At 62.0% G+C, this 23,753-nt stretch carries 20 protein-coding genes; 4 read left to right on the forward strand and 16 right to left on the reverse strand.

Annotated features, from left to right (window positions below):
* Nucleotide 1: 1 nt before the first annotated feature.
* The 8 genes from cfaB to hflK (AACY19_RS19650) form a co-directional block, all read right to left on the reverse strand.
* Complete coding sequence (cfaB, locus tag AACY19_RS19615; RefSeq protein ID WP_339453078.1) at nt 2-1,189, reverse strand: C17 cyclopropane fatty acid synthase CfaB; 1,188 nt, start codon at nt 1,187-1,189, stop codon at nt 2-4.
* An 85-nt stretch (nt 1,190-1,274) separates the two neighbouring features.
* Nucleotides 1,275-2,063, reverse strand: a complete 789-nt coding sequence (locus tag AACY19_RS19620; RefSeq protein WP_339453079.1) for a DNA-binding domain-containing protein — start codon at nt 2,061-2,063, stop codon at nt 1,275-1,277.
* Nucleotides 2,054-2,899, reverse strand: a complete 846-nt coding sequence (gene bufB / locus AACY19_RS19625) for an MNIO family bufferin maturase (RefSeq protein WP_339453081.1) — start codon at nt 2,897-2,899, stop codon at nt 2,054-2,056. Before bufB ends, AACY19_RS19620 begins: the two co-directional genes overlap by 10 nt.
* Before the next feature lie 63 nt (nt 2,900-2,962).
* Nucleotides 2,963-3,214, reverse strand: coding sequence for a BufA2 family periplasmic bufferin-type metallophore (gene bufA2 / locus AACY19_RS19630; protein WP_339453083.1), 252 nt, complete (start codon nt 3,212-3,214; stop codon nt 2,963-2,965).
* A 110-nt stretch (nt 3,215-3,324) separates the two neighbouring features.
* Entirely contained in the window at nt 3,325-5,232 is a 1,908-nt protein-coding gene (locus AACY19_RS19635) for a heavy metal translocating P-type ATPase (protein ID WP_339453085.1), read from the reverse strand.
* A complete protein-coding gene (gene hflK, locus AACY19_RS19640) occupies nt 5,229-6,290 on the reverse strand; it encodes a protease modulator HflK (protein ID WP_339453087.1) in 1,062 nt (353 codons plus the stop codon). Before hflK (AACY19_RS19640) ends, AACY19_RS19635 begins: the two co-directional genes overlap by 4 nt.
* Nucleotides 6,287-7,327 (reverse strand): protease modulator HflC, encoded by a 1,041-nt coding sequence (gene hflC / locus AACY19_RS19645; RefSeq protein ID WP_339453089.1) that lies wholly within the window; start codon nt 7,325-7,327, stop codon nt 6,287-6,289. Before hflC ends, hflK (AACY19_RS19640) begins: the two co-directional genes overlap by 4 nt.
* Nucleotides 7,324-9,276 (reverse strand): protease modulator HflK, encoded by a 1,953-nt coding sequence (hflK, locus tag AACY19_RS19650; RefSeq protein WP_339453091.1) that lies wholly within the window; start codon nt 9,274-9,276, stop codon nt 7,324-7,326. Before hflK (AACY19_RS19650) ends, hflC begins: the two co-directional genes overlap by 4 nt.
* A gap of 211 nt (nt 9,277-9,487) precedes the next feature.
* Here hflK (AACY19_RS19650) and lpdA point away from each other — a divergent pair, with 211 nt between their 5' ends.
* Entirely contained in the window at nt 9,488-10,888 is a 1,401-nt protein-coding gene (lpdA, locus tag AACY19_RS19655) for a dihydrolipoyl dehydrogenase (protein WP_339453093.1), read from the forward strand.
* Nucleotides 10,889-10,954: 66 nt separating this feature from the next.
* On the opposite strand, the gene AACY19_RS19660 is transcribed toward lpdA, so the two are convergent.
* Entirely contained in the window at nt 10,955-11,428 is a 474-nt protein-coding gene (locus tag AACY19_RS19660; protein WP_339453095.1) for an Lrp/AsnC family transcriptional regulator, read from the reverse strand.
* Nucleotides 11,429-11,572: 144 nt separating this feature from the next.
* Here AACY19_RS19660 and AACY19_RS19665 point away from each other — a divergent pair, with 144 nt between their 5' ends.
* The gene (locus AACY19_RS19665) at nt 11,573-12,202 is read left to right on the forward strand and encodes a LysE family translocator (RefSeq protein WP_339453097.1); all 630 of its coding nucleotides are present in this window, start codon (nt 11,573-11,575) and stop codon (nt 12,200-12,202) included.
* Here AACY19_RS19665 and AACY19_RS19670 read toward each other — a convergent pair.
* From AACY19_RS19670 to AACY19_RS19700, 7 genes are all read right to left on the reverse strand, one after another.
* Entirely contained in the window at nt 12,199-14,337 is a 2,139-nt protein-coding gene (locus AACY19_RS19670) for a hypothetical protein (RefSeq protein WP_339453099.1), read from the reverse strand. The two genes, AACY19_RS19665 and AACY19_RS19670, sit on opposite strands and share 4 nt — an antisense overlap.
* Nucleotides 14,324-15,511, reverse strand: a complete 1,188-nt coding sequence (locus AACY19_RS19675) for a DUF3142 domain-containing protein (RefSeq protein WP_339453101.1) — start codon at nt 15,509-15,511, stop codon at nt 14,324-14,326. Before AACY19_RS19675 ends, AACY19_RS19670 begins: the two co-directional genes overlap by 14 nt.
* 156 nt (nt 15,512-15,667) lie before the next feature.
* Complete coding sequence (locus tag AACY19_RS19680; protein ID WP_339453103.1) at nt 15,668-16,483, reverse strand: class I SAM-dependent methyltransferase; 816 nt, start codon at nt 16,481-16,483, stop codon at nt 15,668-15,670.
* Complete coding sequence (locus AACY19_RS19685; protein ID WP_339453105.1) at nt 16,477-17,631, reverse strand: acyltransferase family protein; 1,155 nt, start codon at nt 17,629-17,631, stop codon at nt 16,477-16,479. Before AACY19_RS19685 ends, AACY19_RS19680 begins: the two co-directional genes overlap by 7 nt.
* A complete protein-coding gene (locus tag AACY19_RS19690) occupies nt 17,628-18,503 on the reverse strand; it encodes a class I SAM-dependent methyltransferase (RefSeq protein ID WP_339453107.1) in 876 nt (291 codons plus the stop codon). Before AACY19_RS19690 ends, AACY19_RS19685 begins: the two co-directional genes overlap by 4 nt.
* Nucleotides 18,500-19,795 carry a glycosyltransferase gene (locus AACY19_RS19695; RefSeq protein ID WP_339453109.1) on the reverse strand — a complete coding sequence of 432 codons (1,296 nt, stop codon included), beginning with the start codon at nt 19,793-19,795 and terminating at the stop codon, nt 18,500-18,502. The genes AACY19_RS19690 and AACY19_RS19695 overlap by 4 nt, the downstream gene beginning before the upstream one ends.
* Nucleotides 19,789-21,441, reverse strand: a complete 1,653-nt coding sequence (locus tag AACY19_RS19700) for a glycosyltransferase (protein WP_339453111.1) — start codon at nt 21,439-21,441, stop codon at nt 19,789-19,791. Before AACY19_RS19700 ends, AACY19_RS19695 begins: the two co-directional genes overlap by 7 nt.
* Nucleotides 21,442-21,867: 426 nt before the next feature.
* Here AACY19_RS19700 and AACY19_RS19705 point away from each other — a divergent pair, with 426 nt between their 5' ends.
* Both AACY19_RS19705 and gmd read left to right on the forward strand, forming a co-directional pair.
* A complete protein-coding gene (locus AACY19_RS19705) occupies nt 21,868-22,782 on the forward strand; it encodes a GDP-mannose 4,6-dehydratase (RefSeq protein ID WP_339453113.1) in 915 nt (304 codons plus the stop codon).
* Nucleotides 22,779-23,750 carry a GDP-mannose 4,6-dehydratase gene (gene gmd / locus AACY19_RS19710; protein WP_339453115.1) on the forward strand — a complete coding sequence of 324 codons (972 nt, stop codon included), beginning with the start codon at nt 22,779-22,781 and terminating at the stop codon, nt 23,748-23,750. The genes AACY19_RS19705 and gmd overlap by 4 nt, the downstream gene beginning before the upstream one ends.
* Nucleotides 23,751-23,753 lie beyond the last annotated feature (3 nt).

Below are 23,753 nucleotides of genomic sequence, written 5' to 3' on the forward strand. Positions count from 1 at the left end.
CTCAAGGGTTATAGATGTCGTCGCGAGTCCAGGGCAATTCGTGGCTGCCGTCTGGATGCGCCTTCACTGCGAGGATCTGGTGCAGATTGATCCAGCCGCGCGCGAAAGCGTAGGCGCAGCCAGCAAGATACAACCGCCAGATACGCAGCGCTTGATCCGGCACCAGTTTGCCGGCGGCTTCGAGGTTGTCCTCAAGGCGCTCGCTCCAGTGATCCAGGGTACGGGCGTAGTGCAGACGCAGACTTTCGACGTCGACAACCTCCAGCCCCGCTTCGCTGATCTCGGCGGAAATCATCGCCAGGTGCGGCAACTCGCCATTGGGAAACACGTACTTCTCAATGAATTCCCCCGCACCGCGCCCGACCGGCCGGCCATCGGTATGTTTGGCAGTGATACCGTGGTTCATCACCAGCCCGCCCTCCTTCACCGCGCCGAACAGGGTTTTACAGTATTCGGCGAGATTGGCGTGGCCGACGTGTTCGAACATGCCGACGCTGACCACTTTGTCGAACCGGCCATCTTGCGGCAGGTCGCGATAGTCGAGCAGTTGCAGTTCGATCTGCTGTTCCAGCCCTTCGGCTTTGACCCGCTCACGGGCCAGTTCAAGTTGTTCCTTGCTCAGGGTGATGCCGAACACCTTGGCGCCGAACTCCCGCGCAGCGTACCGAGCCAGACCACCCCATCCGCAGCCGACATCCAGCAAATACTCGCCCGGCTGCAAACGCAGCTTGCGGCATAAATGCCGGAATTTGGCTTGTTGCGCCTGTTCAAGGGTCTCGCTGCCAGTTTCAAAATACGCGCAGGAATACGCCATGTCGCTGTCCAGCCACAGCTGGTAGAACGCGTTGGACAGATCGTAGTGATAGGAGATGGCTTTGGCGTCGGTTTCCTTGTCGTGCAAGGTCCGAACCGGCTGGCTGTCGTCATCATCACCGAGCAAAGCCGTGCTCAATTCATCGCAGACGCGGATGACTTCGCTGATCGAGCCCTCCAGTTCCAGCTTGCCTTCCACGAACGCCGCCCCCAGCGTATCGAGGCTTGGATGGGTGAATTGGGTCACCATCTGCGGGTCCTTGACCACAATGGTGACGCTGGGCTCCGGCCCCAGATTGAACTCATGACCGTCCCAGAGCCGCAAGCGAAGCGGTAGCTGCAGATTCTGCAAGGCCGGTGGAAGTTGCGCGAACATGGAAAATCCCCCCTTGTTTCAGACGTCTGATCTGAGGGTAGACCATCCCGGAAAAATAGCAGGCTATCGATTTGATTAGCCTTTTCTATTCGTACAGCCGCTCCAGCAAACCGTCCTGTATCCACTGTTTCAGCCAGGTCACCGCTTGCAACGGCGCGCCCTCACCATAAATGACTGCCAAGGCTGCGCACAGTTCGGAGAAATTCCAGCAGCGGTTTAACAGCCCGTCGAGCGCGCTGGCTTCGGCGGCCTCAAGGCTGCGGTAATTGCAGATCAGATGGCTGCGCCAGATCAGGCACACCAGGGGATTGTCGAGGGCCACACTGTCAGGAAAATCGGCCTCTTCCTTGGCCGAGCGCCACAGGGCAAGGCTATTGAACCGACAATGCAGCCATTGCAACGACGGAACGGGTTTGAATTGCAGCAAAGGCCAGTCTTTCGGGGCCAGCGTCGCCATGCTCGCAATCGTCAGCGGCTCGCCGGCGGGCGCATCAAACGCCAGCGTGAATGACCATTCCAGCCTGGCCATTTCCGTCAGAGGAGCGCTCTGCCCGGGCACCCGATGTTCACGGATAAAATTTTCAAAACCTTTGCCCAACCAGCGCAGGCTGTAGTGCGCCGAAGGGTTTTGGCGGAGATAGGCGCTGGCGAGCAGGTCGAACTCTTCGTCGCCCAGCCAGCGCCAGATCGTCGGGAAGTCACCGCGCAGGACGTCCAGCAAACGTCCTTTATAGGCGTTGTGATAGATCGCCAACCCGGTGTCGACATCGAGCGTCGGGCCGCCGATCAGGCTGTCGACGAGGCCCACGTGTGTCGTGGCATCTTCATCCAGCAGAAACGACTCGAAAGCCAGTTGCCAATCTTTCAAGCGCATTGCTGTCTCCCGGCCTGGACCTTTTCACCCAGCTCACGGGCCTTTCGCAACTCATCAAGCAATTCGCCAAAGGGCGGAAAATGATCATCGCGCTCGAGCAAAGTGGCGACCGCGCCGAAGCGTTCCAGCGTGCGCTGATAGAGCGCCCAGACCGGATCGCTGACCGGTTGGTCGTGGGTATCGATCACGTAGTCGCCGTAATCGCTATGGCCGGCCAGATGCAATTGGCGGACTTTTTCGACGGGCAGGCCTTGTATGAAGGTCCACGGATCGAAGCCATGGTTACGCGAACTGACATAGACATTGTTCACGTCGAGCAGCAACTCGCAGCCGCTCTTGCGGCTTAGCGCGGCGAGAAACTCCCACTCGGTGAAGTCATCCGACGCGGCACGCACGTAACTGGAGACGTTCTCCAGCACCAGCGGACGTTGCAGCACATCCTGAACCTGCGCCACCCGCGCCGCGATGTAATCAAGGCTTTCTTCGGTGTAGGGCAGCGGTAGCAGATCATGCAACTGATGAGCGTTGCCACGGCTCCAGCACAGATGATCAGAAATCCATGCCGGTTTGACCCGCACGGCCAATCGCTTGAGTTGTTGCAGATAATCCGTATCGAGGGCGTGCGGCCCGCCGATGGACAAGGACACGCCGTGCATCACCAGCGGATAACGCTCGGCGACAGCATCCAGGTAATACAGGGCCTTGCCGCCCTGCACCATGAAATTTTCCGAGACCACTTCAAACCAGTCGACATCCGGCGACTCTTCGAGGATCTGCTGGTAGTAAGCGCTACGCAATCCCAGGCCGTAGCCGAGGGAAGGAATTGAAGCAGTCATGTGCGGGCTCCTGGCAAAGTGGCCGCAGTGGCGTCAACCACTGCGGCGGCACCGGGCGGTCAGTTATTCGCCGACCTTGCCACCTGCTTTGTCGCAAGCCGCCTGGGTCATGGCCTTGAAGCCCTGGCCTTTGCACTCGCCCTGACCTTTGCAGGCGTGGTCTTTGGTTTTGCAGTCATTCTGGCCTTTGCAGGCATTCACGCCGTAGCAGTGAACGTTGGCATCGGCGGCCATCGCCGTGGTGGCAACACCGGCAAACATTGTGGCGGCGGCCAGAGCGAGAGCGGCACCCGCAGCAGCGGTCTTGATGGTCATTTTTCTTATCCTCGGTAATCGTCAGGGATGTCGGCTGGACGGTTGTTGCGCGCCGACACAGCACTAGAGAGCGCGACCCTGACGGCGTTACATCGCCACGCAAAGAAATTTCAGATTTGTTTTTCCAGCTTCAATAATGGCTCCTGGAACCGCAGCAATCGCCCGGCGTTACCCAGCACCAGCAAGGTGCTGAGGTTGTGCAGCAACGCGGCAATCATCGCCCCCGCAGCACCGAGCCAGCCGAACGCGGCGAACACGACAATCGCCAGCGTCCAGCCCAGACCGATGATGACGTTGACCTGCAACGTCCTTCGGCACTGGCGGCTCAAACGCACGCAGGTGCCCAGCCGACGCAAATCGCTGCCGATCAGCACGATGTCCGCCGACGCCAACGCAATGTCCGCGCCACCCGCGCCCATCGCCACGCCGACCACACCCGCTTTCAGCGCGAGCGAATCGTTGATGCCATCGCCGACCACCATCGGCCGGAATCCCTTGTCGATTTCCTTGAGTACGCGATTGAGCTTGTCTTCGGGCAAGGCCTGGGCTTCGACTTCATGCAAACCGACATCGTTGGCCAGGGCCTGCGCAACGGCTTGCCGGTCGCCGGTCAGCAACAATTGCCGACCCAAGCCCAACGCTCGCAATTCGCTCAAGGCAAAGCGCGCCTCAGGTTTGACACTGTCGGCCAGCAACAGCCAGGCGAGGAACTCACCGTTGAGCGCAAGGCCGGCAATCGGCCCATCGTGGTCGGGAACGGTCGTGGTGGCGATTGCCAACTGCGCGAATAGCTCGGGACGGCCAAGCGCCGCTTCGCCCTGCCCGGTCATGGCCACGACACCGAGGCCCTGGCGCTCATGAATATCGGTCAGCGGCAGGCTGTGTTCCGGACTGACCAATCCTGCCAGTGCGCGGCTGACCGGATGGCTGCTCGCCGCGCCGAGGCTGGCGGCCAGGGCCATCACCGCAGCAGGGTCCACGCGCGGGCTGTTGATCGACTGCAAACGCAAGGTGCCGTAAGTCAGGGTGCCGGTCTTGTCGACGACCAGTGACGTCAGGTCGGCCAGCTCTTCGAGGAACGCCGAACTGCGAATCAGAATGCCGTGCCGCGCCGCCACCGCCACCCCGGCAATCGCCGTCGCCGGTGCCGACAACACCAGCGCACACGGGCAGGCGGCGACCAGCACCGCGAGCATCGCCTGCGCATCATGGGTGATAAACCAGGTCACCGCAGCCAGCAGCAATACCAGCACCATGTAGCCCCCGGCGTAGCGCTCGAGCAACCGGGTGATCGGCGGCTTCGAACGCTCGGCGTTCTGCATCAGGGCGATGACTTTGCCCAGCGTCGACTCATCGCCCGTGCGCGTCACCTCGATGCGCAGCAGACCGTCAAGGTTGATCGCTGCGCCGAACACGCTCATGCCGACCGCGGTTTCCACTGGCACCGATTCACCGGTAATCGACGCGGTATCGAGGCTCGCCTGCCCCGACAACACGCGACCGTCCGCCGGGACGCGATCCCCGGCACGCACCTCGACGGTGTCGCCGGGTTTCAATGTGGCGTTGTCCACTTCGATAATCGTACCGTCCGCCTGAACCTTGCGCGCGTGGCTGCGGGTCAACTGGCCGAGGGCATGAATCGCTTCCTGCGAACCGATGACGCTGCGCTCCTCCAGCACGTGACCGAAGATCATGATGATCGGCAACAACGCTGCGGTGAGAAGATCACCGGTCGCCCAGGCACCCAACATCGCCAAGGCGATCAGTTGATCGGTGATGCCATGCAAGCTTGGATAGCGCAGGCTGAAGCACGCCGAGCGCATCACCGGCACCGCAACCAGTAAAGACGCAAAACCCAGTAGCAACTGACTGACACCGGTTTGCTCCGGCAGCAGCCACCGCCAGATCAAACCGAGGCCCAGCAGTCCGAGCGCGAGCATCGCCAGTGTCAATTGGCGCGCCGCGCGGCGTTGTTCGGCGGAGGACAACAGGCTCGGTGCAGCGGTGGACGCAGTCATTGACTGGCTCCCTGGATGATCAGACGGGAATCGTCTTTCGGGTCGACCGTCGTGACAGAACCGGCCTGACCGAGAATCTTCGGCATACGTTCGCGGTACAGGCGCAAGAGCATCTGCGGATCGGTTCCTTGCTGCTGCGCCTTGGCCAGGCTCATTACCGTCGCGGTGTCCGACGAGGCTTTGGCCAAGCGCTCTCCCGCTTGGGCGTGAGCGACTTGCAGCGTGCGGTCGGCTTGTTCGTTGGCAGTCTGGGTGAGTTTTTCGGCGTCGGTGCGCGCGTTGGCCACGGCTTTGTCGGCTTGCTGACTGGCGGTCAACACCGCGTTAAAGGCACTGACAGCAGGAGACGGCAGACTCGACTGCACATCGACTCGCGCCACTTCGATGCCGATGCCCTGCCCGCTGGCCTTGAGTTCTGCCAGCCGTTGGTTGATGCCTTGCACCAGATCACCGCGCAGTCGCTCGCGACGCTCGGCAGCCTGGTTGTCGGCGCCGATGAGTTCCGGGCGCGCGACCAGAATGGTATCGAGATCGCGGGCGGCGGTTAAGGCCACCGCGCTGCGCGTGACCAGACGGTCCAATGCAGGGAGCACATGATCCCCTTGCAGCACGAAGCCATAAGGGTCAGTGACTTTGTAAAACACCCGCACATCCAATTGCACCACGCCAGCATCACCGGTCAATAAATAGCCAGAGCCGGCCAGCGCATCACTCAGCGGAGTGGCGAATGAAGCGACCCTGTCCGCCTTGATTGCCTCATCGCTGCGCAGCAGGTTTTCGACGCGACGTTCGATCACTCGATCCGCCGCGGGCAGCAATATCACCTGCTCGAATGGCTGGGGCCAGGCCAACAGCAGGCCGGCATTCTGAATGCGTTCGAGAGCGCCAAAGTGCAGGACCACCGCGCGGTTTTGCGGATCGATCTGCCGTACATTGGAGAACGCCCACGCTAACGCGGCCAACACCGTCACCGCGTATAACGCGAAAAAAGCCAGCCGTCCGGCCTGAATCCATGGGCTACTTAACGAATGTGTTCCACGTGGAACTTCATCATTCATGGTTGCGATCCGGATTTGTTGTCGAGATTTGGCGGGCCATCGACCAGCACACGGAACGGCGCAGCGTCGGTGCGCAAAATCAGCTTGGTCTGCGGCGTGACGAGGGTGCCAAGCGTGTCCAGTGATCGCAGCAGGTTGTACAGCTGAGGCGAACCGGCGTAAGCGCGCCCATAAATCTGCGCCGCTTCGACCCGGGATTGAGCTTCGATGTCTGCCGCTTTTACCGAGGCATCCGCCTGAACAATGCGCGCATCGCGCTCGGCAGCGGAGCGGATTTGCGCAGCCTCACGCTTACCGATGGCGGTGCGTTCGGTGGCGATGGTTTCACGCTCGGCACGCATGCGATCGACCGTCGCGGTGAGCGTCACCGAGGGCAAGGTCAAACGCTCGATGCCCACCTGCACCACGCGCACACCATACGTCGCGAGCAACTGTTGATCGATTTGCTGGCGCAATTGCGCTTCGAAATCGGCAATGCGCACCTGACCGGCATCGGTGTTGACCAGATTGGCCAGGTCGAAACTGCTGGCGGTGGTTTCCAGCGCCGAACCGACAAACGTGCGAATCTGCCGCGCCGCCTCGTCCGGCTGATTCTGCACGGCGCGCATGAAACGCTGCACATTGTCGGGATCACCCTGAACCTGCCACGCCACGTAAGCCTGAACGATGATGCGCAAACCATCGCGGGTGCCGACATCCTGCAGTCCGCTGGACGTTGTCCGTAGACGCAAATCCACTGGAATTGCCGCCTCGAACGGTGCCGGCCAGCGCCAGTTCAATCCCGGCTCAAGCAACACCCGCGACGGATTGCCGAAGCGGGTAATGACCGTCGCCTCACCGGAGCGCACCTGCACCAGACTGGCCGCCGCGATGGCGAATGCCACCAGCAACAGCGCCCAGCCCATGCGACGCCACGGGAAAGGCCCCGCCTCTTGCGGCGCACCGTGGTGATGATGACCATGATGATGGTGATGCCCGCCGTGGCCGTGAGTGTGTCCAGCGTGGTCGTGATGATCGTGCGTGTGCGACTGGCTCAATGGGCAACTCCTGGTTGAGCGGTGGAGCGCGCGGGCGTGGGATCAGCCGGCAGCGTGAACGTTCGCAAGTCGATGGTCGGCGCGTTGCTGCCGCCCAGACGATGGTCGAGCACCAGCAGCCTGGCTTTGCTCAGGCCCAGACTGAGCTGGCTGAGGTATTGCTCCAGAACGAAGGCCTGACCGGCGCTGGCGTAGGCTTTTTGTTCAGCACTGAATTTCAGGTCGGCGGCCTGGGCAGCGGCGCGTGTTTCACTGGCGTTGGCGCTGGCCTGATCTTTGGCCAGACTGGCCTGCAGCTGCGCCTGATTACTCACCTCGGCCGCCGCGCCGCGTTCACGGGAGATCAATGCCTGCGCGCCGATCTGCGCCGCCTGCACACTGTGATAGGCATTGGCGGCACCTGCCGGCGGATGAATCGCCTCAACCACGGTGGCAAGAATTTCCACGCCGCTATCGAGTTTTTGCAGATCGTCCTGCACCGCGCGACCGATCTCCTCGCCCAAGCCTACCCGGTCCGCACCGAGCAAACCGTCGAGGGTTCGCGAGGCAAAGTCGTGCACCAGAATCCTGCTCGCGGTGCTGCGAATCAGCGTCGGCACATCGGCGCTGTTGTAGGTCGCGGCCAATGCAGCCTGATCGCTGAGCCCGATGCGGTAAACGAAGCGCACATCCATGTTGACGATCTGGAAGCCCTGCTGGTCGCCACGGCTGCTGGCGATAACCTGCGATTTGTCATTGACGTGGCTGGCGTCCCACAAACGGTTGGCGGTCATCGGCGCCGGGCCTTCAGCCGGGTCGGCTTGAACCGGTGCCGAGTTTTCACCCACGCTGGTGGCCAGTTCATGCACCACACCGTTTTCAACGTTCAATACACGGCCCAGCGGCCAAGGCAAACCGGCGTGCAAGCCGGGCCCGAACACCTGCACCGGTTTGCCGAAACGCTCGTAGATGCCCCGTCCTTGCAGGGGGATTTCGTGGATACCCGTGAGCAACCAGCCCACCGCAACTACGAACGCCAGCACCGGCAGAAATGCCCGACGCATGTAGCTGAATGCCCAGATCTGGCGCAGATCAATACCAAAGCGATTGTGCAATTCATGCTGCAACACCCGCCATGGCTGCGGCGGCCAGCACAACATATCGGCGACAACACTGCGCGCCAGCAACGTCGGTTCCAGCTGCTCGCGGCGCGGGCTGAATACCGATAGTACGGCACGCAATAGCAGCTCAATCGCAACCCATCCCGGCAAGATGCCCATCAGTACCGCGACGCGCACCGGCCACACCGTGCTGTCACTGGCAAACAGCAAACACAACGCGCCCACTACCAGACTGATCAGGGTGACGCGCGTCAGTTGCGCCAGCGCGCCGGCCTCAGGCCATTGCGCCGGTTTTTCCTGGGCAAGTTGCCTCTCCAGCACCAGCAGACCAAACGCCAGCAACAACGCCAGCGCCGCGCCCACCGTGGCAGACAACCCAACCATCGCGGGTGGCAATGTCAGGTTCCACACCTGGTCGATACTCAGCACCACCAGCATTGCCCAACCCGCGAGCCACAGCGCCGGCGCCCCGATCTGGCCGAGCACATGCACGCTGCGTTGGCTCAAGCGATCCAACAGGCGCTCGTACCAGCCATCCGGCGCGGCATGCTCGGCAATCTCGATTGGCGTCAGCGGATCAATCACCCGCGCGCGCCATCGCGCAACCCACCCCGCCGATTGCAGCCCGGCCACCAGCACCAAAAGCGCTGCGCTCTGGTTAACCAGCAGCGGTACCCACATCGTTTGCGGAGCAAACAGCCCGACAAAAAATGCCAGGACCCAGCCTGCACCGGCCAATGCGCCGAGGCCGATAGCCCAGCGCCGCAAGCGCCGTCCTTGCGTGGCCGCTTGCTGAAAGCGCGGCAGCCCGGTCACTTGCGTGCCTTCCACCTCCAGATCAACTTGCATATCACCCCGACACCATTGACTCGCTGTTCATAGCGTTACGATATAACGATAAACGTGAAATATTCGTACACAATTACCCTTATTCAAAGATGCCCGACCTGTCGCTTGCCTGAAGCCTTGACCGAAATGTCCGCCAACGCACATATTACGTTCGTAATTTTGCTTGAAAGCTACTTTTAACGATCCGCACCCATCCAACTGGAGCAAACGCATGAGCAACTATGACGTGGTGATTCTGGGCGGTGGCCCCGGCGGCTATAACGCGGCGATCCGTGCTGGCCAGTTGGGCTTGAAAGCCGCTTGCGTCGAAGGCCGGGCGACCCTCGGCGGTACCTGCCTGAACGTGGGTTGCATGCCGTCCAAAGCCTTGTTGCACGCTTCAGAGCTCTACGACGCAGCGATGGGCGCGGAATTCGCCAACCTTGGCATCGAGGTCAAACCGACGCTGAACCTTGCGCAAATGATGAAGCAGAAAGACGAGAGCGTGGCCGGCCTGACCAAGGGCATCGAATTTCTCTTTCGCAAGAACAAGGTCGACTGGATCAAGGGCTGGGGCCACATCGACGGCCCGGGCAAGGTCAGTGTGACCGGCGACCAGGGCAGCAAGATCGAACTGACCGCCAAAGACATCATCATCGCCACCGGCTCGGAACCCACTCCCCTGCCCGGCGTCGAGATCGACAACCAACGCATTCTGGATTCCACCGGAGCGCTGTCATTGAGTGAGGTGCCCAAGCACCTGGTGGTGATCGGCGCCGGTGTGATTGGCCTGGAGCTGGGTTCTGTCTGGCGACGTCTTGGCGCTCAAGTGACCGTGATCGAGTACCTCGACCGCATCTGTCCCGGTGTCGATGGCGAGGCCGGCAAAACCTTGCAGCGCTCGCTGAGCAAGCAAGGCATCCGTTTCAAGTTGAGTTCGAAGGTCACCAGCGCCACCACCTCGACCAATGGCGTGCAACTCAGCGTCGAACCAGCGGCCGGCGGCACCGCCGAAATAGTCGAAGCCGATTACGTGCTGGTGGCCATCGGTCGCCGCCCGTATACCCAAGGCCTGGGCCTGGAGAACGTCGGCCTGAGCACCGACAAGCGCGGCATGCTCGCCAACAGACAACACCGCACCGAAGCCCCGGGGGTCTGGGTGATCGGTGACGTAACCTCCGGCCCGATGCTCGCGCACAAGGCCGAAGATGAAGCCATGGCGTGCGTCGAGCAGATCCACGGCAAGGCCGGCGAGGTCAATTACGCGCTGATCCCCAACGTCATCTACACCAAACCCGAGCTGGCCAGCGTCGGTAAGACCGAGGAGCAACTCAAGGCTGAAGGCCGCGCTTACAAGGTCGGCAAGTTCCCGTTCACGGCCAACAGCCGGGCGAAAATCAACCATGAGACCGAGGGCTTTGCCAAAGTCATCGCCGACGAACGCACGGATGAAGTGCTGGGCGTGCACCTCGTCGGTCCAAGCGTCAGCGAGATGATCGGCGAGTTCTGTGTGGCGATGGAATTCAGTGCATCGGCGCAGGACATCGCCTTGACCTGCCATCCGCACCCGACCCGGTCGGAAGCGTTGCGTCAGGCGGCGATGAATGTCGAGGGGATGGCGACGCAGATGTAAACGGGGCAAAGATCGCTGCTTTAGGCAGCCCTAAGGGGTTACGCCGCAGGCGGCGGTTTTTGCTCGTCAGACCGGGAGATGCCCAAGAGGCAATGGCCCCGGCGCTTTCACCGTGTGAATCGCAAAGTTGCTGCGAATATCGCTCACCCCCGGCAGCTTCAACAGGCAACCGCTGAGAAAGCGGTCGTAGGCGCGCAGGTCCGGCACCACCACTTGCAGGAGAAAATCCGATTCGCCGGAGACCAGAAACGCTGAAATCACCTCGGGCAACGCCGTCACCGCCGTGTAAAACGCTTCAGCCTGTTCATCGTTGTGCCGCTCGACCTTGACCCCGACAAACACCGTCAACCCCAAACCGACTTCATCGCGATCCAGATTGGCCTGATAGCCGCGAATGACCCCCGCCTCCTCAAGCATCCGCACCCGGCGCAGACACGGTGACGCCGACAAGCCGATTTCATCCGCCAACTCGACATTGCTCAGGCGTCCGTTGCGTTGCAGCGCGGCGAGAATCTTGCGATCAAAGGCGTCAAGTTTCATGTTTGGCAGATTCCAATGGCTGTAGCGCTTAAAACCAGCAGATTATGCCAAGCGCACTGAATTTTGAAGCTGACTACGCAAGCACCTGCCCCGCCCTTGCCCCCTAGACTGAGTCACCGGATCGACAACGAAAGGGGGTATCACGTGGCAACACTCTGGCTGTTTTTCCTGGCATTGACGGTGGTGTATCTGCTGCCCGGGCCGGACATGATTCTGCTCCTGCAAACCGGCGCCCGTCAGGGTCGTGGTGCGGCGCTCGCCACCGCTGTCGGCCTGGGCATCGCCCGGGGTTGTCACGTGGCACTGGCGGGGTTGGGACTGGCGGCGCTGTTCAAGGCAGCGCCGTGGACATTCGAGGCAGTACGTCTGGCCGGCGCGGCGTATCTGTTGTGGATCGGCCTTCAATGCCTGCGCAGCACATTGCTGCCGAACCTGGAGAGCGGCGGCCTTGCTGATGCGCCAGGGCAATGGCGTGAGGCGATTCGTCGAGGGCTGCTGACCAATCTGCTCAATCCCAAGGCGCTGCTCTTCTGTTCGGTCTTGCTGCCACAATTCATCGTCAACGACGGCGCTCCCGTGCTCCACCAGTTCGCCCTCCTCGGCCTGCTGCTGGTAGGCGTTGGCCTGCTGTTCGACAGCACTTACGCCATGGTGGGCGCCGCGCTGGGCCGTTGGCTGCAACACAGTCCAACGGCGCAACGGGTGCAACAGTGGCTGTTCGGTAGCCTGTTGATCGGCTTTGCCGTGCGCCTGACGTTCATCCAGGAGGCTTAGCCCTTGCCCGCCTTGCGCTGGCGACGGCTGATCAGCCACAACGCGCCGGCCGCGACCAGCACCAACGCGCCGATCTGCACCGGCCCTTTGTACGGACGCAGTGCCTGGCGCGCCGCATCGGTCACCTGGGTGACGTAGCGCTTGTCGGCGTTTTCGAAATCCGGGTACGGGCATTGATGACCGAAATCCACCGCCCACGGCACAAAGGGGCCTTCCTTCACATAGCGTTGATACAACGCGCTCTGGTCTTCCAGGCTGCTGTTCCACCCGGCGGCATTGCACAACACGGCGGCAAACGCCTGGCTGGTGTGCGGCAGATTGTCGGCGGCGCGTCCGGCCAGCGTCGTGGCGACGAAGCGATAGTGGTAGCGCTGATCCGGCTGCGCCGCACTGGCCTGCTGGCGCTGCACTTCGGCTTCGGACACCAGCGGGCCGACCTTCAGCTCGGTGGTTTCCAGGCTGTAGTTGCCGCCGAACGTGGCGTAGTCCGGGGCCATCTCATAGCCAAGAATGTCCATACCCCACTCGCGCGCGGTCCAGGCAGCGTTATACAGCGCACTGGCGCGTTGGGTCGGCCACCACGCGGCATCTGCCTTCAAGCGTTGCTCGCCATAGAGCCGGGCCTTTTTTTGCAGGTCGGGATTGTCGAAGTAAGCGACCGCGTCGGTGTAATGCCCTTCACGCAACAGACGCCGGCCCAGCAGATTGCGCAGGCTCGCGGCGACGGGCAGCGGCACGTAGCTGTCGCGCTCCTGTTGAGTCAGTGCGGGCGGCGCTGGCACGTTTTCGTCGACATACTGTTTGAGTTCATCAACGGTCAGCACGCGCTCGGCCACGGTTGCGGCATCGAACCAGTACACGTTGTTGCTGCGATACAACTGCACGAAGGCTTGCAGGTATTCGCCACGCTGCAAGGCGAGGATCGCGCTTTCGCCTTCGACCCGGCATTTCGGCTGGAGACTTTCGTAAGCCCAGTCCGGGGTGCGTCGATCCCCCCAGTCTTCTTGCTGCGGGAACGCTTGGGCTGCTTTCGAATAGGCTGCGGCGGCGGCATTCCTGTCGCCGTCACGCACCGCCAGTTTCGCTCGCAGCCACCACGCCAGCCCGCCATCGCCAGCGTTTTCGAGGAAGGCCCGGGCGCCCGCGTAATCGCCTTGTTGATAGCTCATCGCGGCCAGGCGATCAGCATTTTCCAGGCTGCCGCGAGTGCTGTTTTGCAGGAGCCTGACCAGTTTCTTCTCGTTTGGCGGCTCGTCGCCAAACGACCAGCCCTGACGGCTGACCAGCGAGGCGGTGACCAGTTGCTGTACCGTTTTGTGCTGGAGCAACTCGGCCAGTTCGGCTTCGGGCAATTGCGCCAGCTCATTCATCAATTGCTTGAGCGAGGTGTAACCCACGGCGGACCCGTGCAGGTTTTGCGCCTCATACAGTTCGATGGCGCCGCTCCAATCGCCCGCCGCGCGCACCACCCGCGCCTCTTCGCCGAGGCTGGCAACACCCAGCTCCAGCGGATCGCTGAAACCGTCGATGCTCAGTTGCCGGGCCTGACGAAACGCATCACGCGACTGCTCCAGCGCCCCTCCCGCATCCCCGGCCGCACGGCTCATGGCAAACCAGGTTCGGCCCAGCGAATACGCCGCCCAGGTGCTGCGCAACGGACGCTGATCAGCCGGCAGCGCCAACAGCTTGTTGAAATATTCGACGGCGAGTTGATGATCGCCGGTGGCAAACGCTACCGCACCGGCCACGTACCAACGGATTTCCGCTGGCAGACTGGCGCCTTGCGCCTCGACCTGATGCGCATCGGTCAACCCGCGCAAGCGCTTGACCAGCGTCTGTTGCTCGGAGCTCAGCCCGGTTTGTTCGGCCTTGTCGCGAGCCTCGGCGGACGCGTTTTCGTCGCCGTACAGGTCGTTGGGATTGTGCGTCGCAGCGGTGACATTGTTCAGCCCGGCGATGGTTTTGCCGAGGCGGCCGAGTTCAAAGTGGAAGTTGCCCTCCGGCAGATCCGCCAGGGTCTGCCCGCGATTGTCGAGCAAGCGCATCGGGAAGTCCGGGCCGCAGGCCAGCGCCGTGCCCAGCGGCAGGCTGAGGCTCAGGCAGAGCAGATGGCGGGGCCAGTTACGGGTCAACATGCGAACCTCCTTGATCAATGATTGCGCAACGTGCCCAGCCGATGGCGCGTTGTCCGCCCGCCGGCAAGCGGCCGTCGCGCAGGCGGGTGAAGGTAAGCAGATCCGGGCCTTGTTGCAATGCATAACCGGCCAGCGCATCGGCGCCTTCACAGCCCCGGGCCTTGACCGTGATGCGCGCAGGCCAGGCACTGTCGAGATTGCCGTTATTGCCCAGTCTGATGTCGTAGAGCCCGTTCTGTTCGCTGAACAGCAGCCCGAGCCGACTGGTCAACGCCTCACCCCGTGCCACGGCGCGCAGAGTGGTCAGGCTCCAGGCGCGGCGGTCATTGGCCAGCGGCAAGCGAAACCAGATCAGCCCGGCCAGATGCGTCGGTGGATCATCCTGCAGCGCCTTGGCGAGCTGGCTCAGTTGCAGCGGATCGGCCAGCAGCTCCCGACGCTCACCGCTGCGCTCAATCGGCACTTCGCTTTCCACCAGCGGCGCCCCGCCATCATCCGCCAGCAGCGCAACGCCGTAAGCCGGTAGCGCGAGATAAAACGGTTTGTCAGTGACCCGCGCCCACCCCTTGGCCCACTTCAACGCCTGCTCAGGATCAAACAGCCCACGACGCGGATCGCTGACGGCGTGGACTTGCAGCACGCTGCTGTCGACGGTTTGCACAAGTGCGGGCAATTGCGCACTGCCGAGCCAGGCTGGCAGCGCGGTGATGCTCAGCGCCATGTGGGCCGGCAATGCCGCACGCAGATGCTTGAGGAATTCAGCGTAGGCCGGCAAACGCGTGTTGCCGGCGTCATGATCGATCTCGACGCCACTCAGGCTCAGGCCTTGCGCCTGCCAGTCGGCAAGTACCTGCACAATCTGCGTGGTGACTTGATCCTGATCCAGCGACTTGAGCTGGCCGTCGAGACGAATCACCGCGATCAACGGGCGGCCATCGGCTTTCAACAGCGGCGCATTGATCCGCGCGCGGTGCCATCCGGCATTGGGAAAGGCTTGCAGCGCAAGCACGCGCAGCGTCGAGAAGTCAGCGTGGCTGTTGCGCAACGCCGCGTCGTGAGCCGGCGTCCATTGGCGTTGCCAGATGTACAGTTGCTGGTCGAGGGGCGGCGCGTTTTGCGGCTTGCAGCCCACAAGCAACCACACCGTGATCAGAATCGAAACACCAAACCGCATCAAATCGCCAACCCTTGCGAACACATGAGCGCAGGGTACACAAAACCCTGTAGGCGCTGTCGATGAAACGAGGCTGCAATCGTGTGATCGGGTTTGAACGATCAGTATCAAATGATCACAGCGTGGCGCAGCGCCTGCAGGATCAGCGCGTCGGGCTCAGGGTTTGCGGGCAATGATCACTTGGCTTTTCGCCACAACCGCATCCAGCGCCTGCTTGATCTGCGCGCCGCGCGGTGAGTCGAGCACCGCTTGCCAGGTGCTCGCCCAGTGATTGAGCAACGGATGATCCGGGTTGCTGAAGTCGACCTTGGCTTCCCAGAACAGCAGCATCCACATCGACCAGTAAAAGCCGTACTGGCTGTGACTGACGATCTCCAGCCCGGCCTCGCTGACCATCGCCTTGAACTGCTCTTCGCTGATGATACGAATGTGGTTGGGCTTCTGGAAATACTCGGCGGCGGCGATGTCTTTCTGCAGGTTTTCGGAGCTTGGGTGCGGCACGCTCAGCAGGTACAGCGCACCAGGCTTGCCGACGCGTACCAGTTCGGCGAGAAACTGCGCCGGGTCGTCGACGTGCTCGATGACTTCGGTGGAGACCACGCGAGTGGCGGTGTGGTCGGCGATGGGCAGCGGATTGCAGTCGGTGACGTGGCATTCGATGTCCCGCGCCGGGGTATCGCTCAAGCGCAGACGGGTGGATTCGACCTTGGCCCCGTCGATGTCGGCAATGATGATCTTCGCCCCACGCATGCCACAGAAATGCACGTTGCCGCCATCGCCGCAGCCGACATCGAGCACGGTGTCGTCAGCACTGACGGGAAACCCGGTGAACAGCTCGTTGGTCTGCTGGTTGAACCAGCCGCTGAGCACGGCATCGTGCAGACCGAGCATGTACGGATCGGCTTTCTCGGCAACCGCAACGACCGGCTGTGCTGGCGTCGGTGCCGTAAGTTTCTTGAACAGGCTCAGCATGAAGTGGCTCCAGAGGATGGGACTGCGGGACGGGCGGTGCCGAGGCGCTTGACCAGTGCAGCGCCACGATTGCGCATCGGCATTTCGACCAGACGGTAATTCAGTTCGCTGAGCAGCACGATCAGCCCGAAGGCCAGCACCAGCGTGACAATCGGATGCCCGGCGGGGCTCGGCAGTCCGGTGCTCTGCAAGCGGAAAATCAGTTCACGCACCAGCAGGTACGCGGGAATGTGGATCAGATAAATGCCGTAGGAGCGGCTGCCGATCCACCCCAGCAAACGTTGCACCGCACCGGCGGGCATCAGGTAATCGCGGTTGTACGAGGCGATCCACACCAGCACTGCGCTGAGCACGGCAATGGAGCCGATGCGGTAGGCCGACAAGGTAAAACGGTCGGTCGCCATGAAACTCAACAGCAGGCCAATCCCGATCAATGTCGAAACCCCGGCCCAAGGTCGGTGCAAAAACGTCGGCCGCCAACGCTGATAACCCGGCTGCGCGCTCCACATTGCCAGCAGCACGCCGAGGGCCAGGGCGTCCGTGCGCACCACCATCAGCAACGGCGTTCGCACGGTGAATATCTGTACCGCGACCAGCGCCAGCAACGCCCAGACCAGATGCTTGCGACACAGCACAATCAACAGCGGGAACAACAGGTAGAACTGCTCCTCCAGCGCCAGGCTCCAGTAGACGAAACTGCTGCCGTACTCGTAGTGAAAGAAGCTGTCGGCAAAACGGAAGTTGGCGTACTGCAACACCCCGGCCAGCGTCGCCTGGAGGTTGGCGGACACGCTCCCGAACGCTCCCGAACGGTTGAGAAACACGCACGCCAGCAGTATCAGCGCCAGCCACAACCACGCCGAGGGCAACAGCCGAAACACCCGGCGCAGCCAGAAATTTCGGGTTTGCGCCCAGTATTCCTGGCGGGTGGTGCAACCCTGCAATGCCGGGATCAGGCTGCGGGCAATGACAAAACCGGAGATCGCAAAAAACAGATCCACGCCCCACCAATGCTGCGCCCGAGCATGAATCTGCTCCAGCAGCGGCACGTTATCGGTGAACAGGCTGCCCTGCAAATGATGGAACAACACCCCGAGTACCGCGACCGCGCGCAGCACTTCGATGTCCATGATGCGCTTGCCGCTCATGGTGCATCCCCGCCGGCGAGTGGCTTGCGGGCAATGATCACCTGGCTCTTGGGCATCAACCCGTCCAGCATCTGTTTGATCGCCAGACCATCAGGTTGATCGAGCAAGTCCTGCCAGGTGCGCGCCCAGCTTTCCATCAAGGGCGTGAACGGTTCCTGGATACGGTCGCGCACGGCGCCTTCGGGGGCGCGCCCGGCCGCACGCTCACCGGCCCAGAAGAAGATCATGCCCATCACCCAGAAAAAGCCGTTGGCCTGTCGATGCTCAATCACCAGACCCGCGTCCTCGACCAGCGCGGCGAAACGCTCCGGCGTAAATATCTGCACATGATTGGGCGACTGGTAATAGCTGGCCGGGGCGATGCCCTTTTGCAACTGCTCACCGACGGGCGCCGGCACACTGAACAGGAACTGCGCGCCGGGACGGCCCATGCGCACCAGCTCGGCCATGAACGGCTCAGGCTGATCGATGTGTTCGAGCACTTCCATGCACACCACTTTGCTCGCGCAGCCATCCGTCAGAGGCAACGGCAGGCTGTTGCTGACCAGCCCCAGATTGGCCTGAGTGCTTTGCGCGGCAACCTGACGGGCGAGGTCGCGCACTTTGTCGTGCTCACTGTCGGTGAAGATCACCGAGGCGCCCTGGCGCACGGCAAACAAGGTTGCTACGCCTTCGCCGCAACCGACATCGAGCAAGGTGTCGTCAGCGCTGATCTTGAATCCCTTGAGCAGCTCGCCCGTGTCACTCGAGAACCAGCCATCAAGCACCGCATCACGCAGCCCGACATAACGCGGCGAAGCGTGAATCGGTGATGCCGCTGCAGGCGCCGTCGGCGCAGCGGGACGAAATCGCGCGAGCAGGCGACGGATCATGCGCGCGCATCTTGCACGGGCAAGGCTCGCGGCGACTGCGCGAAAAACGCGCGCAAGCGTTGTTCGGTGCTGGCCTGGCTGCAGAAGCGTTGCAGGCTGCGTACCGCTTCGCCGGACATGCTCGCGTAACGCAGCGCGTCGCTCTTGGCCACGGCATGGCTGGCGCGATAGGCCGCGCACAGCGAATCCCAATTGGTCATGTAGCGCAGGGTGCGATAGGCCGCCCGCGGGTCGTGGGGCCAGGCGGTCAGCTCTTCGGTGAAGTCGACGATAAACGCGTTGTCACTGTTCACGTAGTCGGCCATCGCGGTGTTCAGGGGCGCAATCGCCGGTTTGCCACAGGACATGAACTCCATCAGCGGCAAGCACTGCCCTTCGCCATACGAACTGTTGACCACGTAGCTGGTGGCCTCCACTAGGCGCTCGTAATCGGCGTCCGCCAGATAGCCGTGAATCAGCACGATCCGGCACTGGTACGCCTGATTCTTGTAGAGATGATGCAGCATGTCGGCCAGCGCGTTGCCGATGTCATGGTGGGTGAGTTTGAGCACCAGCGTGGCATCACGGGTGTCGCGAAACGTGGTGCAGAACGCGCTGATCATGTCTTGCCAGTTCTTGCGCCCGTCGTAAGGGTTGAACACCGAGGTGTAGACCACGCCCTCAAGTTGCAACTGGCAATCCTGCGGCGGCGCGCTGAACGACATCGGCTCGCCTTCGCACAGCCCCGGCGGCCCATACGGGCGCAGGTCGACCGTGCGGCTGTCGATCAGCAAGCCGCGCAGGTTCAGGATGACCGGCTCGACCAGCGCACGCTGCTCCGGTTGTTCGCCGCGCGCGGCGAATCGATCCCACACCGGCGCCGGAATCGCGCTGACCGGGTAGTCGGCGCCCATCACGTCGCGCACGGTGCTGACGGTGAACGAGGAATGCGTGATCGCCCGACCGCAAGCCTCCAGCACCACCCGCCAGTCGTGGCGTGGCTCACCCTGCCAGCTCTCGGTGGGAAGCGTGCTGAACTCCCAGGCGAACACCGGAATGGTCGGGCAGGTGTAATGAATCGGGGTGCGATGCGGCGGCGAGAACGACAGGAAGACGCAATCCTCGCCACGGCTCAGACAATCGAAATACAGACGATCAACCAATTCGTCGGGGTTGCTGACTTCGATGACCTGACCGATGCGTTCGAGCACCGGACGGAATTCCTTGAGCACAAAGTAATAACTGTATTCCGGGCGCCCGAGGTTCTGCTGGATGTTGCTCTTGTTGGTTTCCGAATGAATGATGATCAGCATGGTTCTGCTCCCGCCTCTGCACTCATCGGCACCTTTTCAGCCAGCGGCTCCAAGGCAAAGAACTGCATGACGCGCTGCTGTACCGGAACGAATCCGCAGTAGTCACGCATGCGTTCACTGGCAGCGGCGGCCATCGCCTGATAGGCCTCGGGGCGATGCCTGGCCAGGGCATAACTGTCTTCGTAAGCGGCTTTGAGCGAGCCCCAATCCGGACGATGGCGCAGGGTGCGATAGAGGATGCGCACGTCTTCCGGCCAGATCGTCGGCTCCTGGCTCGACTTGACGATGAACCCGACCTTGTCATCGATGTAATCGCTCATCGCCGTGTGGTTCGGTGCAATCACCGGGCGCGCGCAGGACATGAACTCCATCAGCGGCAGGCACAGACCTTCGCAGCGCGACGCATTGACGTAGAAACTCGCCGCGCCATACAGACGGGCGAACTCCTCGTCCTGCAGATAACCATGCAGCACCACGACCCGACAGGCGAAGGGCGAAAGCTGCGACAGCAGGGTAATCAGGTGGACGTAGTAGCTCGACAAGTCGTTTTGGGTGATCTTCAACACCAGCGTGGCGTCTTCGACATCGCGCATCGCCCAGCAGAACGCCGTGATCAGGTGATGCCAGTTCTTGCGCCCGTCTTCGGGGTTGAACACGCTGACGTACACCACGCCGCTGACGTCGATCTGCACCTGTTCGCGGGTGTCGGGCAGCACGGCTTGCGGGTGTTCGGCCGGGGCCAGCGCTTCACTGACGGTGGTCGGCAGCGGCAATGGCAACGCCTCGGCCTCGGGCACCGGAAGTGGCGTGCGCAACTTCGCCAACTGCCGGCGCAATGCGTCGGGCGTCAGGTCGCGCACGGCTTCGCGGTACCACTGCAGCAGATTGTGCTTGAGCAAAAACCCGCGCCGATGCTCGGAAGGCTGCGTCACGGCGTGCAAGCTTTCGCGCAAATAATGCTTGGTGATGAACGCCCGGCGGCGCAAGTTCAGCTCGGGTGGAGCTGGCGGCTCCGGGGCCTCTGCGGGAGCCGCCTGGGCAAGGCCGCGGGCTTCCAGTTCCTGTTCATTTTCAATCGGCGCGATCAGCCCGTCGGCGGACAGCCCCAAGGCACGGCTGTCGATGATGCAGCCCTTGATCTGCAACGTGACACCGGGGTTCACCGGCGCCGGTGGATAGTCCTCACGGACCGTCGCGAAGCTGTCCCATAGCGGCGTCGGCAGCACCAGCACCGGGAACGCTTCGCCAAGAGTGCGGCGGATGGCTTGCGCGGTGTGCGTGGACAACGTGATCACCCGGCCATGCCGCGCAAGCATCCGGCTCCAGTCCTGGCGGGGGTCGTTGTCCGGGCTTTCGTAGGGGATCGAGTCATATTCCCAGGCGATCACGCACACCATCGGGCATTGCAGATCGGTCGGGGTCTTGTGCGGCGGCGCGAAAGACAGGAACAGGCATTCCTGGCCGGCCTGGCGCAATTGCTCATAGAGAGGGTCGACGTCGGCGACAGCGGTCACCACATGCACGCGGCCAAGGCTTTCCAACACCGGGCGATAGGCCTTGAGCACGAAATAGTAGCTGTATTCGGGACGTCCCAGGCTCTGGCTGATCGAGCGGTCGTTGATGTCCGAGTAAAGAATGAAATTCATGGCATCCCACGATGAAACGGCCATCCCGGCCGCTTCATGGCATGACGGCCCGGCGTCGGATCAAGGCGGTTTCACCGATTCTTGTCCAGCGTCTTCAGGCACGTCTTCGTTCTTGTTTTAGTGGTCGGTTTCACCCTGTTGCGCAATGCCCGCGGCATACCTGGGGGATGGCGACGAGGGGCATTCTAAACACATCCGTCGAGCATTCGTGAACCGCCCGACGAGAATAAATCTGTCTACGCTAACGAGAACTGACCGGTCACGGTTTGGCCTGTTGAAATTGCCGAGCAATTGGCACAGATTGGTCACAAACAACTACAACATTTGACTTCGCCTGCCTGTCAGCCAGTTTTTCTATTGATCTGACGGACATTCCCTTAAAGCCTGTGGGAAAGTGGCGCAAGTTCAAGACCAAGGGGTCGCTGTTTGAAAAAGCGTCTGTTCGTCACGGGTCTTAGCGGATTCGTGGGACACCATATTCAGTCACGTCTGGCATTGCCTGATTCGTCCTGGGAGCTGCTGCCTGCCGCCGCACCCTACGACCTCACTGACGCCGACAGCCTCGTCGATCTGTGGCCGCAATTGCCCGATGCCGTTATTCACCTGGCCGGGCAAACCTTCGTTCCCGAAGCCTTTCGTGATCCGGCACGCACCCTCGACATCAATCTGCTCGGCACCCTCAATCTGCTGCAAGCGCTCAAGGCCCGTGGCTTTGCCGGCACCTTCCTGTATGTCAGCTCCGGCGACGTTTACGGCCAGGTCGGCGAAAGCGACCTGCCGATCACCGAGCAACAGCCGCCCTGCCCGCGCAATCCATATGCGGTGAGCAAACTCTCGGCGGAGTTCCTCAGCCTGCAATGGGGCCTGAGCGAACACTGGCCGGTGCTGGTCGCACGGCCGTTCAACCACATCGGCACCGGGCAGAAAGACAGTTTCGTCATCGCCAGCGCTGCCCGCCAGATCAGCCGCATCAGGCAAGGCCTGCAAGCGCCACAGCTGGAAGTCGGGGACATCGACGTGACGCGCGATTTCCTCGATGTCGGCGATGTGGTCTCGGCTTATCTCGCCCTGCTGGAAAAAGGCACCCCAGGGCAGGTCTACAACATTTGCTCTGGGCACGAGCAAAGTATCCGCAGCCTGATCGAACAACTGGCCGATCTGGCCGGGGTCGAGACGCAACTGGTTCAGGACCCGGCGCGCCTGCGTCGTGCCGATCAGCGTCGCGTTTGCGGCAGCCACGCAAAACTGGCCAACACCACCGGATGGGCGCCAGACATCACCACACAACAATCCCTGCGGGCGATCCTGTCCGACTGGGAGACGCGAGTACGACAAGAATGACTAAAAGTGCACTGATCACAGGGATTACCGGCCAGGACGGCGCGTATCTGGCCAGGCTGCTGCTCGACAAAGGCTACAAGGTTCATGGCCTCGTCGCGCGGCGCAGCAGCGATTCGCGCTGGCGCCTGCGCGAGATGGGCGTCGAAGCCGACATCGTCTACCTCGACGGCGACATGGCCGACGCCTGCTCGGTACAACGTGCGGTCATTCAGTCGGCGCCGGACGAGGTCTATAACCTCGCCGCACAAAGTTTTGTCGCCGCGTCGTGGAATCAACCCGTCACCACCGGCATCGTCGATGGCCTCGGCGTGACGCATCTGCTCGAAGCGATCCGCCAGTTCAGCCCGCACACGCGCTTCTATCAGGCGTCGACCAGCGAAATGTTCGGCCTGATCCAGGCTGAGCAACAGGACGAAAACACTCCGTTCTACCCTCGCAGCCCTTACGGCGTGGCCAAGCTGTACGGCCACTGGATCACCGTCAACTACCGCGAAAGTTTCAACCTGCATGCGAGCAGCGGCATCCTCTTCAACCATGAATCGCCACTGCGCGGCATCGAGTTCGTGACCCGCAAAGTCACCGACGCCGCCGCCCGCATCAAGCAGGGCAAACAGCACGAACTGGCCCTGGGCAACATCGATGCCAAACGCGACTGGGGTTTTGCCGGCGATTACGTCGAAGCCATGTGGCTGATGCTGCAACAGGACAAGCCTGACGACTTCGTGGTCGCCACCGGTGTGACCACCACGGTGCGCGAAATGTGCCGCATCGCCTTCGATCACGTCGGCCTCAACTACCGCGACTACGTGAAGATCGACCCGGCGTTTTTCCGTCCGGCCGAAGTCGAAGTGCTGCTCGGCAATCCGGCCAAGGCTCAGCGCGTGCTGGGCTGGAAACCGAAAACCGACCTGGATACCTTGATCCGCATGATGATGGATGCGGACATGAAACGCGTCGCCAAGGAGTAGGCC

It is taken from the genome of Pseudomonas sp. EA_5y_Pfl2_R50 (genome assembly GCF_963970475.1).
Taxonomy (GTDB): domain Bacteria; phylum Pseudomonadota; class Gammaproteobacteria; order Pseudomonadales; family Pseudomonadaceae; genus Aquipseudomonas.